Source organism: Candidatus Neomarinimicrobiota bacterium (assembly GCA_036476315.1).
Classification (GTDB): domain Bacteria; phylum Fidelibacterota; class Marinisomatia; order Marinisomatales; family S15-B10; genus JAZGBI01.
Genome location: JAZGBI010000002.1, coordinates 22,061 through 37,721 on the forward strand (window position 1 = coordinate 22,061; position 15,661 = coordinate 37,721).

Sequence of the window (15,661 nt, forward strand, 5' to 3'; positions counted from 1 at the left end):
TTATCTGCAGTGTGTTTTCTTTCGTACTTTTCTCGGGCAGAAAAGTACCAAAAGGCCCCCTGGCTCAAAAACAATTTGGGCGGGGCTGCCTGCGTCCATGGGAATCAATTAAACTCTCCCGATATTCATCGGGATCAAACAGTAATTGATTCTATTCCACGGTCTTGGCATCTCCCTTTCTTGCCCAAGTTGTTTTAAGGCCACTGATGGTGCCGATGAATCGGCACCAAGTAGGAGGCCTTGGTTTCTTTCTTGTCGCATTGGAGATAGTCAGCTTTGTACGGTTTTCCGAAGGATCCTGCGGAGAGGTGAGCTCAAGCAAAAGATCAATTTCAGCCTGCCCCGTACGGAGCTTGCGACCGTGCGGGGTTTGACCCCGATAACAATCGGGCGAGTCAAATTCATCCCTTGAACGAGCCGAGAACCAGGAGGAATATCTCTTCAACAACAATTCTCCACAGGATCTTGAGATCTTCGTCTTTTCCCGCCTGCCACCCACGGTGTGGGGCGGGCAGGTCTTCTCCCGCAGGGATGCCCTTGGCATAAAGAAAAGGACAGAGAAAAAGTGCTGGGTGTTCACCCGGTAATTTGAATTCCATGAAAAACCCGACCATATCAAAGCCACACATTCTTACGTAATTCGCTGGGTGGCCGTCTCTACGACTCGCGTGTACCGGGGAAGGGACTCGAACCCTCACCTCTCAAAGGAGACCAGATCCTAAATCTGGCGCGTCTACCTATTCCGCCACCCCGGCATTCAGTCAAAGGATTTGCGAGACTTGCGAGAAGGATGATCAGACCCCGTGGCACTTTTTGTATTTTTTTCCACTGCCACAGGGACAAGGTTCATTTCGACCGATTTTCTTTTCCACCTGGACAGGTTGTGGCCTCCCCCGCTGAGCCGCGGCCGGTTGCCGCCGTTCCCCGTCTGAAGGAACGGCAAATCCCATCCCGGCGGCTTCTGCATGTTGAGCCCGTACGGGTTTACCGGGGCGCCTGCCACGAAGCGACGGGGCAGATTCCATCCCCTGAAGTTGTGTGCGGAAAAGACGCCCAACCGTTTCTCGATTCAGCTCACGCAAGAATTCCATGAAGAGACCAAAACCCTCGGATTTGTACTCAAGAAGAGGGTCTTTCTGCCCATAGGCACGAAGGCTGATTCCCTCCCGAAGTTGATCCATGGAATAGAGGTGGTCTCTCCACTTTTCGTCAATGGTCCGGAGTACGACATAGCGTTCAAATGCCCGCATGATTTCCGGAGGAACCAGACTCTCTCGGGCGGAGTAGATTTCCCGTGATCTTTCCTTTATGGCTTTTCCCATCTCATCGGCCGATGCGCTTTTTCGAAATGACTCGTCTGCCTCCGCTGTAAGAGTGGATGACACTTCCCCCTCGATAGAGTCCCAGTTCCATTCACCGGGCTCTGAACTGGAATTACAATACTGGTCGATGAGATCAGAGATGTAATCGTCCACTACTGTGTCTATCTCATCCCGTATATCCTCATTCTGCAACGCCTCAGTTCGGCGGCCATAGACCACTTCCCTTTGAAGGTTCATAACGTCATCGTATTCCAGGAGCCGTTTCCGGATAGAGAAATTCCGGGCTTCCACCTTTTTCTGGGCCCGTTCGATCGACCGGGTCACCATGGCATGGGTGATGACCTCCCCCTCCTCAACGCCCAGCCGGTCCATGACGCCGGCGATACGTTCACTGCCGAAAAGACGCATCAAGTCGTCCTCGAGACAAAGGTAGAACCTTGAGGAGCCGGGATCCCCCTGTCTTCCACACCGGCCGCGAAGCTGCAGATCGATTCGACGGGATTCATGGCGCTCCGTTCCGATGATGTGCAATCCTCCCTCCTCTATCACCCCTTCACCCAGCTTGATGTCCGTTCCGCGTCCCGCCATGTTCGTTGCGATAGTGACTGCGCCCAGTTGTCCCGCTCTCGCCACGATTTCCGCCTCTCGCTGGTGGTGCTTCGCGTTGAGCACATTATGAGGGATTTTCCTCCGCTTGAGCATTCGGGACAATGTTTCCGATACCTCAACGCTGATGGTTCCCACGAGCGCCGGTTGTCCCCGGCTGTGACAGTCCACAATCTCATTCAGCACAGCGTTATATTTTTCCCTTTTTGACCTGTAGACGACGTCATCGTGATCCTTCCGGATCACCTGCTCATGGGTTGGAACGACAGTGACATCCAATCCGTAAATGGAATGGAGTTCCTCAGCCTCCGTTTCTGCAGTTCCCGTCATGCCGGCCAGTTTCTTATACAGACGGAAATAATTTTGCAGCGTGATGGTCGCCAGCGTTTGGGTCTCCCGCTCGATCTCCACATTCTCCTTGGCCTCCAGCGCCTGGTGGAGTCCCTCGCTGTATCTCCGTCCCGGCAGGACGCGTCCGGTGAATTCATCGACAATGAGGACCTTGCCATCCTGAACCACGTAGTCGACGTCCCTCTCGTATAGAGAATAGGCTCGCAATAACTGGGATATGTTGTGGATTTGCTCGCTTCGACTGCTTTGCAGAAGCCGGGCATTCTCGGCTTTCTTCTGCTTCTCCTCCAAAGAGAGCGCGGCATCACTTTCAATCTCGTGAAGCACCTCCCCCAGGTCAGGGATGACAAACATTTCGGGGTTGTCGGGAGCAATGGCCTGCCGCCCCTTTTCCGTGAGGTCAATCACGTGACTTTTTTCGTCGATACTGAAGTAGAGATCTTCATCAACTTCGTGGAGCTTCTTGTCGCGCATGAAATCGGACTCGACGCTCAAGGCAAGCTTCTTGGTCCCATGCTCCTGGAGGATTTTCTGCAACCGGGGATTCTTGGGAGCTCCGCGCATGGCCTGGAGAAGCTTGTGACCGGCGTCGTATTCTTTTTCGCTTACCATCAGGTTTTCCGACTCCCCCACGAGCTCGTTCACAAGACTTGTCTGGCGGCGAACCAGTTTTTCCACCACCGGTCTCAGTTCGCGATACTTTGAATCGGAAGGTTGATCAACAGCGCCAGAAATAATCAAAGGCGTTCGGGCTTCATCGATGAGAATGCTGTCCACCTCATCGATGATGGCAAAGGCGTGACCTCGCTGTACCTGCTCTTCTTTTGACAGGGACATGTTATCACGCAAATAATCGAATCCGAATTCGTTGTTCGTACCGTAAGTAATATCCCGGCCGTATATTTCCCGGCGCTCATCGTTGTCCGTCCGGTTGAGGATAGCACCAACCGTGAGCCCCAGGTTCTGAAAAATCTTACCCATCCATTCTGAATCTCTCTGAGCCAGATAATCGTTGACCGTAACAATATGTACACCCTGACTTGTGAGGGCGTTGAGATAGATGGGCATCGTGGCAACCAGCGTTTTCCCCTCCCCCGTCTTCATTTCCGCCACCTTGCCCCGGTGTAACACAATCGCCCCTACGAGCTGAACGTCATAGGGAATCATCTCCCAGGTTGTGGGCTGGCCTACCATGTTCCAGGTCTGTCCCATCAGGCGGCGACAGGTCTCCTTCACCATGGCAAAGGCCTCAGGAAGAATCTCATCCAGAACATTGTTCTGTGCCTCAAACAGATAATCTTCTTTTTTCTCATCAGTAAGTCCGTTCGCATCCGCTTCGCTTTCCGCCTCCTCCCTTCTCCGACTGATCATTTCCCGGAACTCCTCTGTCCGGGCCCTGAGTTCGTCCTGGGACTTACCTTCGAGGGTGACGTAGATTGAATTAATCTCCTCCACCTGAGGCAGAAAGTGTCTGATCTCCCGATCGGATTTGGTTCCGAACAGGCGTTTGACAACAGCAGACGTCATTCTAGATCCCCTCTAGAATTCTCCGGGCATTGAAATTCGACATACCCTCTGAAGCGATTTTTTTCGATGCCTTTTCCACATCGTATTCCACTCTCACAAACTCGACAGTCCCCTCCCCCTCATCAATAACGACATAAGATGCTCTGGGATCCCGGTCTCTCGGTTGGCCAACGCTGCCCACATTGACAATGTACCTCGATTCCGGATCCAGCGAATGGATCCGCTCACTGTAGAAATTCCCTTCTTCCCGGTTGTTGTAGATGCCCGGAATATGTGAATGACCGACCATGCAGATCCTCTCCTGAAAATTATCAAATTGCCTCGCCGCATCAAACCAGTTTGTAATGTAATGCCACCGGTCCGGGGACTCCGGCGAGCCGTGGGTAAAGAGGATGTCATTATGCGAATGATCCATGGGTAAACTCTCAAGATATGATCTCTGCTCATGGGTCAGCCGGGCCATGGTCCATCGAGCAGACCTCCGGGCTTCTCGATTCATGTGCCAGAGAGGATCGCGACCAATGACCGTGGAATCATGATTCCCCATGACACATGTCTCCGCGCGGTTCTCCACGAAATCGATGCAGTATTCAAAATCAGTACCGTAATTGACAAGATCGCCGAGACAGAAAATGCTGTTGATGGATCTGTGCTTGATGGATTCCATGACCTCATCCAGCGCCTCCTTGTTTGCGTGAATGTCTGAGATGACGGCCAGACGCATACTACCTTACTGGCTGAGAAAGGCTGTCCAGGGCATGGAAAACGGAATCGAGAATTCCGTTGATGAAGGCCCCGCTTTCCGCGGTGCTGTACTTCTTGGCAATTTCAACGCCCTCGGTGATGGAAACCTTCGGAGGAATATCATCCAGAAAGACCATCTCCACGATCATCATCTGAAGAATCAGTCGATCGATGAGGGCGACCCGATCGTAGTCCCAGTTCTCCAGTCTCCGAACAATTTCATTCTTGCCCCATTCCTGGTATTCAACGGTTTTGTTCAGGAGTCTGAGGACGAACTCTTGCATTTTGGGGTCGAGATCTCGGAATCCTTCCAGATCCGCAAGAATCTGATCTGGTGATTCCCTTGTAAACTCGTAGGCGTAAAGGGCCTGCAGAACCAGCTCACGCCCCAGTCTGCGCTTGCTGACGACGGTCATGTACTAGAACTCGGTAATGGGATAGACCCAATCGTACGGATCTTCCCTTCTCTCTCGCTGGATTCCAGTCAGAATGTCGTAGAGTTCCTGTGTCACTTCACCGATCTCCTCATCAATGACACGATAAGCATCATCGGTGGTAATTTCTCCGATGGGAGTGATCACAGCAGCTGTCCCCGTGCAGAAGACTTCATCGGCCTCCAGCACATCCGAAACAGTCACGTCCGTTTCTTCCACCTTGAGACTGAGCATATCACGCGCAAGCTCGATAACGGAAGCCCGGGTGACACCAGGCAGGATAGAACCCCCCAGCCGGGGCGTTCTTAGAGTCCCATCCTTCAGAGCGAAGAGATTGGCGGATCCCACCTCTTCAACGAGATTTTCATCACCGGCGTTCAAGTAGATGACTTCATCGAAACCCCGTTCCTTTGCCAGCTTCAAGGGATAGAGGGATGCGGCGTAATTGCCTATCGCTTTTGCATTGCCCGTACCCCTGGGTGCAGCCCGGTGAAAAAGTCTCGTCACCTTCAGATGAAGGCATTTCATTCCGCCCTTGAAATAGGGACCCACTGGTGAGACGTAGATGAGGAATGTATAGGAGGGGGCAGGTTTTACACCAAGAACGGGACCGGTTCCCCAGATGCAGGGACGAACATACAGACTCCCCTTATCTGGAGGAGGAACGAACTCCTCATTGTCCCGTACCGTTTCCACGACTGCATTCAGAAACATGTCTTCCGGTACCGGAGGAATGCAGAGCCGTTCCGCTGACTCCCGAAATCTCTTCGCATTCCTGTCGGGACGGAAAAGTGCGATTCTCCCTTTGACCGTCCGAAATGCTTTTGTTCCTTCAAATATGCCCTGACCGTAATTCAAAACGCCCGCTGCGGGTGAAAGGCTTATGTCGCCAAAGGGGACGAGTTTCCCCGGTTTCCAGGACTCTCCTTCGTTGCACCGGGCGAGATACATGGAATGAGTGGGTGTGATGGAAAACGTAAGGTTTTCCCAATCAATCTCTGTCATTACTTCTGATTCCACGGTCATGTTCTTTTACTCCTCTATAAGTGATCTCGCAATCACGAGTTCCTGAATTTCCGAAGTACCTTCATATATCTGCGTAATCTTGGCGTCCCGCATGAGCCTTTCAATGCCGTATTCCTGCATGTATCCATAGCCCCCGAAAATCTGAACGCACTCCGTGGATGATTCCATAGCGGTTTTGGATGCGTGCCATTTCGCCATGGCAGCAGCCGTTGTGAACGGTTTCCCCTGATCCTTGAGTACGGCCGCCCGGTGCGTGAGCAGCCGGGCCGCCTCGGTCTCAGTGGCCATTCTGGCAATCTTTTGACGAATCGCCCCAAACGCGGCGATTGCCTGGCCGAACTGTTTTCTCTCCTTGGAATATCTGATGGACTCCTCCAGGGATGCCTGGGAAATTCCCACGGCTTGCGAGGCAATGCCGATACGACCGCTATCAAGGGCTCGCATGGCAATCCTGAATCCCTCTCCCTCTTCGCCAATTCTGTTTCGAGCCGGAACTCTGCATTGATCGAAATAGAGCTCGCATGTGCTGGAAGCCCTGATGCCAAGCTTGTCCTCCTTCTTCCCCATTTTGAATCCGTCGAAGGATTTCTCCACTATGAACGCGGAAATACCTTTGTGTCCTCTCCCCTTTTCCGTGACGGCAAGGATGATAGCCACATCACAATCAATTCCGTTCGTTACCCAGTTCTTGGTTCCGTTCAGTATGTATTCATTTCCGTCTCGCTCGGCCAATGTGAGCAGGTTGGATGCATCTGAGCCTGCCTGAGGCTCGCTGAGGGCAAAAGCTCCCAGTTGAATCCCCGATGCCAGTTTCTCCAGATACCGGCTTTTTTGCTCGTCCGTGGCCCAATCGTCCAGCAGCTGGCAGACAAGTGAATTATTGACGGACATGATAACGCCCGTCGAAGCGTCGATTCGAGATATTTCTTCTACAGCAATGGAATAGGCCACGCTATCCATCCCGGAGCCGCCCCACCTTTCCGGCACCATGATTCCCATAAATCCCATTTCGCCGAGCATTTTCACCTGCTCCCCGGGAAACACCATTTTCTCGTCCCTCTCAATAGCCCCGGCCGCCAGATGCTTCTCGGCGAATTCCCTTGCAGTTTTTCGAACGAGTAGCTGCTCTTCGGTGTAGTCAAATTCCAACGCTATGACCTTTCAACAATTACGGCGGAAGCCTCCCCACCGCCGATACAGATCGCCGCCACACCACGGTGTACGTCCCTCGATTCCATGGCGTGGAGGAGAGTAACAAGTATCCTCGCCCCGCTGGCACCTATGGGATGCCCCAGGGCCACCGCCCCGCCGTGGATGTTCACCCTGTCGGCCTCCAAATTGAGTTCTTCCAAAGCGGCCATGGCCACCAGAGCGAAAGCCTCATTGATCTCAAACAAATCGATGTCTGACAGGTCCAGCCCCGCCTTTTTCAGTACCTTCCGGATGGCACCGACGGGGGCGGTGGTGAACCATTCCGGTTCCTGGGCAACGGACGCCTGGGCTACGATCCTCCCCATGAGAGCTATGCCCAGCTCCTCCGCTTTCTCTCTGGCGAGCACGACCATTGCCGCAGCACCGTCATTAATTTTCGAGGCATTCGCCGCAGTGACCGTTCCCCCTTCCTCGAAGGCGGGCTTCAGCCTTTCCATTTTCCCAAAATCTGACCGGTTGGGTTCGTCGTCTTCAGAGACGATATTCACCTTTCCCTTTCCGTCCCTGATTTCCACGCCGGTTATTTCACGCTCAAAGGAGCCGTCTTTCTGCGCCTTTAGAGCCCGTTCGTAAGACTCCCGGGCATAGGCGTCCTGTTCCTTTCTTGTAAAGTGGTATTTCCTCGCGCAGCTTTCGGCACAGCTTCCCATATGCTTGTCGTTGTACACATCCCATAAACCGTCGAGGATTGCACTGTCCTGAACTTCTCCGTGCCCAAGACGGAAGCCGGATCGTGCCCCGGGCAACAGATAGGGTGCCCTTGTCATATTCTCCATTCCGCCCGCCACAATGACATCCGAATCGGCCGTCTGAATGGCCTGAACGGCGAGCATAACCGCCTTTAACCCTGAGCCGCACATTTTGTTGATGGTGAGACATTCCACCTTGTGGGAAAGTCCGGAATAGATGGCGGCTTGGCGTGCGGGAGCCTGCCCAAGACCTGCCGTTAGAACATTTCCCATGATCACCTCATCCACCGCGTCTCCGGGTACCCTAGCCCTGGCCAAAGCCTCCCGGATGACCTGTGCCCCAAGACGCGGTGCAGGGATGGAACTCAGGGAACCCTGAAAGGCGCCTACGGGTGTTCGCGTTGCTCCCGCAATTACGACCTCCCTGAACTCATCCATCTCGATCCTCTTCCACGTCTCTAACCTTATGGTACGCCCGGATAATATCCTTCACCAGCTTATGACGAACCACGTCCTCCGCACTGGTGTAGACGAACGCGATTCCGTCAATCCCCTTCAGGATACGCTCGGCCTGAAGGAGACCCGATTCCTCCGTGGGAGGAAGATCGATCTGGGTTACGTCCCCGGTTATGATTGCCCTGCAGTTTGGGCCCAGGCGCGTCAAGAACATTTTCATCTGCATGGCAGAGCAGTTCTGGGCTTCATCGAGAATTACGAAAGCGTTGTCCAACGTGCGGCCTCGCATGTAAGCGAGTGGGATGACCTCTATGACTCTTTTTGACATAAGGGATTTTAACGTCTCTGCCGGAAGCATGTCGTTCAACGCATCGTACAGCGGCGCCAGGTATGGATCAATCTTCTCACGGAGGTCCCCGGGAAGGAATCCGAGCCTCTCCCCCGCCTCCACCGCCGGCCTCGACAGGATGATGCGTTTCACCTCGCGATTCTTGTGAGCGGCTACCGCGAAAGCGACCGCCAGGTAAGTCTTGCCCGTTCCCGCAGGACCGATGGCAAAGGCTATATCATTGATGCTTACCTGGTCGTAGTACTCTCTTTGACCCTTCGTACGGGGAGAGATGGTACCATGTTGGGTGTAGAGAACAACGGGTTCCGGCTCCTCCTCGCGAATGTGATCACCCCTGGAGATGAGTGCCACGAGCGACCGCACATCACCTTCAGCGAGATCATTCTTTCTTGCGTACGTCTTCATCATTTCATGGAGGACTTCCTCCATCTGGGAAACGTGGGATTGTTCGCCCTCAAGCTGGACAGTCGTTCCCCGGAGGAAGATACTGCAAGGGAAAGATTCTTCGAGGATTTTGAGATTGGCGTCGGCCACACCGGCGATTGCAACGGCGTCGATTCCATGGAGTTCAATCGTTTTTTTCATCTGTCAATGAAAAAAGCCTTAAAAAGGCTCTTCAGAAAACTGCTCTCTACCACAGATCAAGTCGAATAGTCGCGCTTGAATCTATCGCCAATTCCATTTCGAAAAGCACGCCGAAAACTAAAAAACTGGGGTCTGACAAACAAGGTCATTTGGGGAGCAAGAGACGGGAACAATCTCTCTCACTTTAGACCCAGATTGCGTATATTTTCTCGTCGTCAATGGTGAACGCAATTGTTCTAGTTCTGGCCTTTCTTGCCCTTCTCGTGGGACTGTCACTCCTCTCCTGGAGCTTCAAGTTTGAAGGGAAAGTCACTCAGCGCAACGACTCGCTGGACTACTCCGCCACCGTTTGCCTCGGGGGCAGAAAAATGGGGGTTTCGCTCGACTATCGCAAGGGACTCCGCTACCTCATCTGGGGACCGGTCCAGAAGCCGTTTGTGAGAATAAGACTGGGAACCGGGAAACGGGACAAGAGAAGAAAGGCAATAGGAAAGAGTTCCCTCAAGGAGAGCTGGAACAAGATAGGATCTCTCCATTTAAGAAAGTTAACAGGGCAAATCTGGAAATCCGTGAAATGGGAATCATTCCAGGTGAAAGGGGAATTCGGTCTCGGTAATCCCTTTGCCACGGGGCAGGCATTCGCCATCGTCATGGCAATCAGGGGCCTGATCCCGCAATCCGTAGGAACAGTTGAGGTGACACCCGATTTCACCCGGAAGAAACTCAGTTTTGACTGTTACACCACCTTCCGGACGAGACCCGCAGTTCTCGCCTGGAGAGTGGGCTCACTATTCCTCACGCGAAGCCATTAATTTGGATAATTGAATAGCCACAGAGAACACAGAGAATCATAATTAATACAAAGTTACAAACATTGCACACGATAGGAATACAAACATACAGATTTCCAACAAAACAGCATTCTTACAGTGTCTAATGTTAAGTTCATACACTCTGTGATCTCTCTGGTTCCTATAGTAAAGGAATTTATAGACCGAAAGGAGGTCTCATGGCAGTCGCAGAGCTTATCAAGAACGTTATGGGAGAAATAGAGAAGGTCATGCAAACCCGCACTGTCGTGGGGGATCCCATTAGTGCGGGTGAGTTTATTGTCATCCCCGTCTCGAAGGTCAGCTTCGGTTTCGGAGCGGGAGGGGGAGGCAGCGAAGAAAAATCGAAGGGAGGCTCCGGCGAAGGGGTTGGCGGAGGGTGGAGTATTGAACCGATGGCGTTCTTCGTTGTAGGAGAAGAAGGGGCAAGACTCTATTCCATCAGGCACGAAGAGAGTGTTGTGGGAAGACTCATCGATATGGCCCCAAAGGTGGCGGAGAAGGTGAAGGACTTTGTGGAGAAAAAGGGAGAGTCCAGGTCTGAGGAGTCGTCCTCGGACTAAAAATAATACCTCACTTTGAAGAAAAGGTTGTCATTGGGGTCAAATTGACCGAATATGGAAGTCTCGTCGCCCCATAACAGATCGGTACCGACACTCAACGAGAGGCCGTCCACCCAGCTGTAGTCAAACAAGATTCTCGCCAGTCCCCCCTTTTCTGCGGGATCAAAAATCCCCAGTAGAAAGGCCGTGGCCGTTTCCCGCCAGAAAGAACCTCTCACCACCACAGTTGCCAGGTCATGGATCTCGTCTTCGATCATGTCCGGAGTATGGTCAAGAATCTGCTGACGAATCCCTTGAACCGAAATGGCGACCTTGAACGGTCCCGTGAAATCCAGTCCCACCATTCCCTGGAAATAGTCACTGACGGAGGAAAACGAAATGTCCGCAGGGCTGGGGAAGCGTCTGTCGGTGTAGTATCCCATTTCACCTCTTACTAACGCGGGTCCCGCAGTTCGTGAAAAGTTGAGACCGTACATTCTCGAACGACGGTATCGAGGGGTGAGGTAGGAATCGATTCTGCTCCCATTGGAAACCACGATACTGTCTAATTCCGCCGCGGGATGATCGTTAAACCCATCCAGAACGAGAAAAGCGAGGTCTGCGCCCCACATAAATGTGGAAACTTTTACACCGACCTCAGAGTTTTCCAGGGACGATTCGGGAGGCTGAGGCTCCGCCAGATGGAAGATGTTAACCACCTCAGGGCCGAAAAATATTGTGTCCGGAAGTGCGAATCCAAACTCCCAGTCACTCCCCTGAGCGGCAAACTTCCACGGCTCGAATTCGGGAATCCAGAGACCTTCGAACGTCCAGTCGCCAAGATAGACATCCGCTCTGATCATGGTAAGACCCGTGCGGATGTTGTCAAAATCCTGCAAAAGAAACCATCGCATGTCCAGGGGACATACAATATCGTTGATGAACAGACCGTCGGCCTTTCCCCACACCACCTGCTGCTTTCCTATCCTCAGATCCGTCCGTTCAAAATAGAGGTCTATATACGCTTCCCTCAGCGTGATCTCGAAGTCAGTTTCTCCGCTTTCCATATCATTTCTCAGGTCCAGTGAGACGAATCCCCTGAGAGACTCCTGACGGATTTGAGTATCCAGCCTCAAGCGATTTCTCAGGAGCATAAAATCAGGATCTTGACGAAGACGAAGGGCTGTCCAGTTCTGGTAATAACCGGCAAAGTCGATCTCCCCGTACAGAAGCGTGAGAGGAACTGCCAGAAGAGTCAAGAATGTTTTCAGTACTATTTTCCCAATTTCTTTCTACCTGCTTCTCTTCAGGAACCGCTCCGTGAAAAAATGGTCATCTATCCCCGAATCATAAGTCACATCAGATACATCGAGTACAGTCCTGTGGGATTTTTGAACGTTTTCCATAACCAGGTTTCGAGTCGTCCAGTAAGCGCCGTCCTTTCGAATTTCGGGAATCTCCAGGATTTTGAGCAATCTCCCTTTTCTGTCGTAGTACTCCACTTTCCGCACAAGCCACTGGTCCTTGCTCACCAGGACAATCGTTTTCGAATAGTTCGAACCTTTTTCTCTGGGTATCGCCTCCACCTTGTAGCAATCCCTGTCAAAAGCCACTTCTTCCCCGATGAGTTCATAGGTGTCCTCATCGATTTCCCGTCGGGCCAGATCTTCATACGTGAAGTCGGTTCCCATGAAACTCTCGGACTTCTGCCTGGCAACTATTCTCTTAACCTTTTTCAGGGCCGGCAGGTAAAGCCATTGGTCGTCATCCTTTCCGGGCTCACGGTATTCCCACAGGAGAAATCCGGTACCCTCCACGTCCGGGGGTTTGAGAAAACGGACGAGGGATTTTGAAGAGAATTCCCCCTCCGGATAGAACTTCTGATAGCGAGTGACTTCCCGCATGCGCCTTTTTTCGCGCTCACCGACTGTTTTGATGAGCGTCATTGTTGTGGTGGAGACCATATCCTCAGGCTCAGGGTGGATATCGACCTTTTCCATGATCTCACGGCCCGTCATCTGACCCGGCAGGTAAGATGCAAGAAGAATGTAGAGAATCGCGACCTTCATGTCACTCCTCCAAGATCAGGTTTCTCCCTATCGACGATGTCCGTAGATCCCCATCATGACAGGAGGCGTTAAGAAAAGAGCCAGTAAGAATGCTTTCAAGAAATTCTTCTCGTACTTGAGTTCGGCGAGTCCCGATACGTGGAGACACACGATTCCATAGGCAACGACGAAGAAGCTCAAGTTTCTTTTGCAAAGATCCCAGACACTGGACCATGCACTATTGGTTTCAGAGGTTGTTGAGTACCATTCCCATAGATGCGCGACCCCCTCCCAGATCCAGCTGGCCACAATCAGGATGACAGCGGTGATGAGGATCCGCGACAGAAGGATATCGAGATTGCCCTTGACAGACCTACGCATCATCCTTTGGTCCCTGAAACAGGAATTTGGGTCTCAATCCTACAACAAGAGCAGGGAGGATCGCCAGGGCACCGAACAGACAGATCCCGATAGAGAATATGATGACGAAACCAAAAAAATATATAGGCAGGAATCCTGAAATAAGCAGAACGACAAATCCAACCATGACTGAAAATGCGTTAAAGATGATGCCCTTGCCGGAGGTTGTCAACGTGGCTATGACGGCATCTTCAGCCGACTTTCCACGCCGGATATTAGCTCGATAGTGCCAGAGAAAATGGATGGTGTAGTCGATTCCAACGCCTATGAGAATCCCTGTCAGCATGCTGGTAGCAACGTTCAACTCAATCTTCAACAATGACATAAGGCCGAAGACAACGACCACAGCTCCTCCGAGGGGAATGATATTGTAAATCCCTGCCTGAATGGATCTGAACACGAGAGCCGTCACAAGGAAGACCATTACAATGGAAAGAACCAGACTCCGGATCTGGCCACGGGCGATGAGATCTGTCAGGACTCCCATGAGGGAAGCTGCACCGGTCACCTGGGAGACCTCTTCACGGGTGTATTTGTCACCGACGTAGGCATCCACTTCACGAATCAGGTTGAGAACCTCGGCTGAGCTGATTCTATTGATCGTGGCGATTACCTGGGCGTGCCGGAACCCTTCGGGATGCTCTGAGTCACCCCATATATCGACCAGCCGCTCAATCTCCTCATCTCCCGCCTGCATGGAAAAAAGTTCCAAGTAGGCTGCCACCACTGCCCGCTCCTCTGGAATAGTTCGGAAGATGGGATCACCCTCATTCCACGCTTCGTTCATTTTCTCAATCTGGTCGACGATTGACACGGACTGACTGACAAAAGGTCTGCTTTCCAGGAAGTCAGAGATATCCTTCATCCTCTTGAGAACTTCCGGATCCTTGATATCTCCATTCACCACAAGGGAAAGCTGGGTTGAGCCGCCGAACAGTTCGCTGATTCTTTCGTTATTCACACGAATCTCGGCTCCCTCCCGGTAGTAGTGTATGGGATCCGTATCGATAGTTAACGTAGGGATCTTCACGGCGGAAAGGACCATCATCACCAGACTCACCGCAAGAACGGGACGCCGGCGCCGGACGAAGAACCGGCCCCATGCAGCGAGCCAACTGTTCAATTTCTCGTCCTGGCCCCCTTCGGCAATCCAGGGAGGAATTCGCAAAAGGCGCAGTCCCGCTGGAACAAAGGTTAAGCTGAGTACAAAGGCCACCAGGATTCCAAATGCCGCCAGAAGTCCCACCTTTTTGGCCGGAGGAAGAATGTGCCCCAGCAGGCTGAGAAAACCTATGATCGTTGTGATGCCCGCAAGAAATATGGGGCGGTGAAGACTCAGTGTCGTCTCCCGAATGTTTGGCTCTCTCCTGACAAACACCTTCCTCTTGAAGTTTTCAAAGTAGTGGGCGATCATGTGTATGCCGTAGTCGTTGGCAACGGCTATGAGCATGACAGGAATCAGGACATTGATGAAAACGAACTCAACCTTCAAGAGTGCCATCAGTCCGAAAGTCCAGATTATTGACATGGCCACGACCATCAAAGGGAGAAAAACACCCATCCAGCTCCGAAAACTTAACGCCAGGAGCACGATCATGAGGAATATTCCGTAGGGCAAAAACTTCCTCAGGTCATGCTGCATCCCCTCCACAATGGCTGCCCGCGTGAAAGGCAAACCCGCCACGTAGACGTTCTCGGGACCTCGATACTCAGAAATCAGCTCTGTGATTTCCTCTTTCAGCCTCTGGTCATCCAGTTCAAGGCTGGCCGATAGCATCAGAAGGAACGAGAGACTCCTGAAGTCTTCTGAAACCAGATTGCCGAAGACCAGGTCGTTGGACTTGATTCTGGTTTTCAGAGCGCTGATCTCCTCAGCACTTTGAGGAATCTCCTGAAGGATATCGGTCACCTCAAATCCACCGGTGGAGCTTACGACCTCTTTCGCGGAATAGAGCGAGAGTACCCGGTCCACGGTCAGAATGTCTTCCAGCTCCCTGTGCATACTCTCGAATTTTGCCAGCGTACCCGGGACCAGAACGGAATCGGATTCAACCGCCACCACAAGAATTTCGCTTCCCCCAAAGAGACTGTCCAATTGGTTTAGAGCTACCACCTGAGGAAAGTCCTGTGGAATCATGGCTTTTATGTCAGGATTCATCCTGATGGATGGAATCTTCCAACCAAAAAGGACAGTGATAAGAATTGCCGAAGCGGTCACCGTCCTCGGATATTTCAGACACCAGTCAACGATCTTCGACATGTTTCCGTCCTTGCCGGGTGAACAGACCTTGTGTGAATGTTTGAAAAAGGAGGGAGATGATGGCTACTAGAGAAGCTTCATTTCGTGTTATGAAACCAGGTGCAAAATGCAATTTAGAATGCTAACATCCAGAGTTACCACAAGATTTGTTCCCGGCTCCTCCCTCAGACGGTACTCTTTCACCATCATTTGCAGCTGGGATAGACGGACTTTTTCCTGACAGGATTGACAATCCCGCGAGCAGGAATTTCTTTCAAGGG

Annotated in this window: 14 protein-coding genes and 1 tRNA gene; 2 read left to right on the forward strand and 13 right to left on the reverse strand. The window is 52.1% G+C overall.

Going from position 1 to position 15,661, the window contains the following annotated elements:
• Window positions 1–401: 401 nt before the first annotated feature.
• From V3U24_00120 to V3U24_00160, 9 genes are all read right to left on the reverse strand, one after another.
• A complete protein-coding gene (locus V3U24_00120) occupies window positions 402–599 on the reverse strand; it encodes a hypothetical protein (protein MEE9165857.1) in 198 nt (65 codons plus the stop codon).
• A gap of 72 nt (window positions 600–671) precedes the next feature.
• Window positions 672–755: transfer RNA gene (locus V3U24_00125), tRNA-Leu, on the reverse strand.
• Between the two features lie 39 nt (window positions 756–794).
• Complete coding sequence (secA, locus tag V3U24_00130) at window positions 795–3,806, reverse strand: preprotein translocase subunit SecA (protein MEE9165858.1); 3,012 nt, start codon at window positions 3,804–3,806, stop codon at window positions 795–797.
• A gap of 1 nt (window position 3,807) precedes the next feature.
• Window positions 3,808–4,530: a metallophosphoesterase family protein gene (locus V3U24_00135; GenBank protein ID MEE9165859.1), complete on the reverse strand. Its 723-nt coding sequence runs from the start codon at window positions 4,528–4,530 to the stop codon at window positions 3,808–3,810.
• Between the two features lies 1 nt (window position 4,531).
• Entirely contained in the window at window positions 4,532–4,966 is a 435-nt protein-coding gene (gene nusB / locus V3U24_00140) for a transcription antitermination factor NusB (protein ID MEE9165860.1), read from the reverse strand.
• A gap of 3 nt (window positions 4,967–4,969) precedes the next feature.
• Complete coding sequence (locus tag V3U24_00145; protein MEE9165861.1) at window positions 4,970–6,010, reverse strand: branched-chain amino acid aminotransferase; 1,041 nt, start codon at window positions 6,008–6,010, stop codon at window positions 4,970–4,972.
• A 6-nt stretch (window positions 6,011–6,016) separates the two neighbouring features.
• The gene (locus tag V3U24_00150) at window positions 6,017–7,159 is read right to left on the reverse strand and encodes an acyl-CoA dehydrogenase (protein MEE9165862.1); all 1,143 of its coding nucleotides are present in this window, start codon (window positions 7,157–7,159) and stop codon (window positions 6,017–6,019) included.
• Between the two features lie 2 nt (window positions 7,160–7,161).
• A complete protein-coding gene (locus V3U24_00155) occupies window positions 7,162–8,349 on the reverse strand; it encodes a thiolase family protein (GenBank protein ID MEE9165863.1) in 1,188 nt (395 codons plus the stop codon).
• Window positions 8,342–9,301, reverse strand: coding sequence for a PhoH family protein (locus V3U24_00160; GenBank protein MEE9165864.1), 960 nt, complete (start codon window positions 9,299–9,301; stop codon window positions 8,342–8,344). The genes V3U24_00155 and V3U24_00160 overlap by 8 nt, the downstream gene beginning before the upstream one ends.
• Before the next feature lie 218 nt (window positions 9,302–9,519).
• Here V3U24_00160 and V3U24_00165 point away from each other — a divergent pair, with 218 nt between their 5' ends.
• Together V3U24_00165 and V3U24_00170 are read left to right on the forward strand one after the other, a co-directional pair.
• Entirely contained in the window at window positions 9,520–10,113 is a 594-nt protein-coding gene (locus tag V3U24_00165) for a DUF2953 domain-containing protein (GenBank protein ID MEE9165865.1), read from the forward strand.
• Between the two features lie 197 nt (window positions 10,114–10,310).
• A complete protein-coding gene (locus V3U24_00170) occupies window positions 10,311–10,694 on the forward strand; it encodes a spore germination protein GerW family protein (GenBank protein MEE9165866.1) in 384 nt (127 codons plus the stop codon).
• Here V3U24_00170 and V3U24_00175 read toward each other — a convergent pair.
• From V3U24_00175 to V3U24_00190, 4 genes are read right to left on the reverse strand one after another with little or no spacing between them, the layout of a single operon-like run.
• Window positions 10,691–11,932: a DUF1302 family protein gene (locus tag V3U24_00175; protein ID MEE9165867.1), complete on the reverse strand. Its 1,242-nt coding sequence runs from the start codon at window positions 11,930–11,932 to the stop codon at window positions 10,691–10,693. The genes V3U24_00170 and V3U24_00175 overlap by 4 nt on opposite strands.
• A 33-nt stretch (window positions 11,933–11,965) precedes the next feature.
• On the reverse strand, window positions 11,966–12,742 hold the full coding sequence (locus tag V3U24_00180) for an outer membrane lipoprotein-sorting protein (GenBank protein MEE9165868.1): 777 nt from the start codon (window positions 12,740–12,742) through the stop codon (window positions 11,966–11,968).
• Between the two features lie 27 nt (window positions 12,743–12,769).
• Complete coding sequence (locus V3U24_00185) at window positions 12,770–13,105, reverse strand: hypothetical protein (GenBank protein ID MEE9165869.1); 336 nt, start codon at window positions 13,103–13,105, stop codon at window positions 12,770–12,772.
• Window positions 13,095–15,401 (reverse strand): MMPL family transporter, encoded by a 2,307-nt coding sequence (locus tag V3U24_00190; protein MEE9165870.1) that lies wholly within the window; start codon window positions 15,399–15,401, stop codon window positions 13,095–13,097. The genes V3U24_00185 and V3U24_00190 overlap by 11 nt, the downstream gene beginning before the upstream one ends.
• Between the last annotated feature and the right edge of the window lie 260 nt (window positions 15,402–15,661).

Excerpts from the sequence above, each read along its gene's own strand:
- V3U24_00145 (MEE9165861.1), bottom strand. The coding sequence starts at position 6,010 with ATGACCGTGGAATCAGAAGTAATGACAGAGATTGATTGGGAAAACCTT.
- V3U24_00165 (MEE9165865.1), top strand. The coding sequence starts at position 9,520 with ATGGTGAACGCAATTGTTCTAGTTCTGGCCTTTCTTGCCCTTCTCGTG.
- V3U24_00160 (MEE9165864.1), bottom strand. The coding sequence starts at position 9,301 with ATGAAAAAAACGATTGAACTCCATGGAATCGACGCCGTTGCAATCGCC.
- V3U24_00155 (MEE9165863.1), bottom strand. The coding sequence starts at position 8,349 with ATGGATGAGTTCAGGGAGGTCGTAATTGCGGGAGCAACGCGAACACCC.
- V3U24_00135 (MEE9165859.1), bottom strand. The coding sequence starts at position 4,530 with ATGCGTCTGGCCGTCATCTCAGACATTCACGCAAACAAGGAGGCGCTG.
- V3U24_00180 (MEE9165868.1), bottom strand. The coding sequence starts at position 12,742 with ATGAAGGTCGCGATTCTCTACATTCTTCTTGCATCTTACCTGCCGGGT.
- V3U24_00185 (MEE9165869.1), bottom strand. The coding sequence starts at position 13,105 with ATGATGCGTAGGTCTGTCAAGGGCAATCTCGATATCCTTCTGTCGCGG.
- secA (MEE9165858.1), bottom strand. The coding sequence starts at position 3,806 with ATGACGTCTGCTGTTGTCAAACGCCTGTTCGGAACCAAATCCGATCGG.
- V3U24_00170 (MEE9165866.1), top strand. The coding sequence starts at position 10,311 with ATGGCAGTCGCAGAGCTTATCAAGAACGTTATGGGAGAAATAGAGAAG.
- nusB (MEE9165860.1), bottom strand. The coding sequence starts at position 4,966 with ATGACCGTCGTCAGCAAGCGCAGACTGGGGCGTGAGCTGGTTCTGCAG.
- V3U24_00120 (MEE9165857.1), bottom strand. The coding sequence starts at position 599 with ATGGAATTCAAATTACCGGGTGAACACCCAGCACTTTTTCTCTGTCCT.
- V3U24_00190 (MEE9165870.1), bottom strand. The coding sequence starts at position 15,401 with ATGTCGAAGATCGTTGACTGGTGTCTGAAATATCCGAGGACGGTGACC.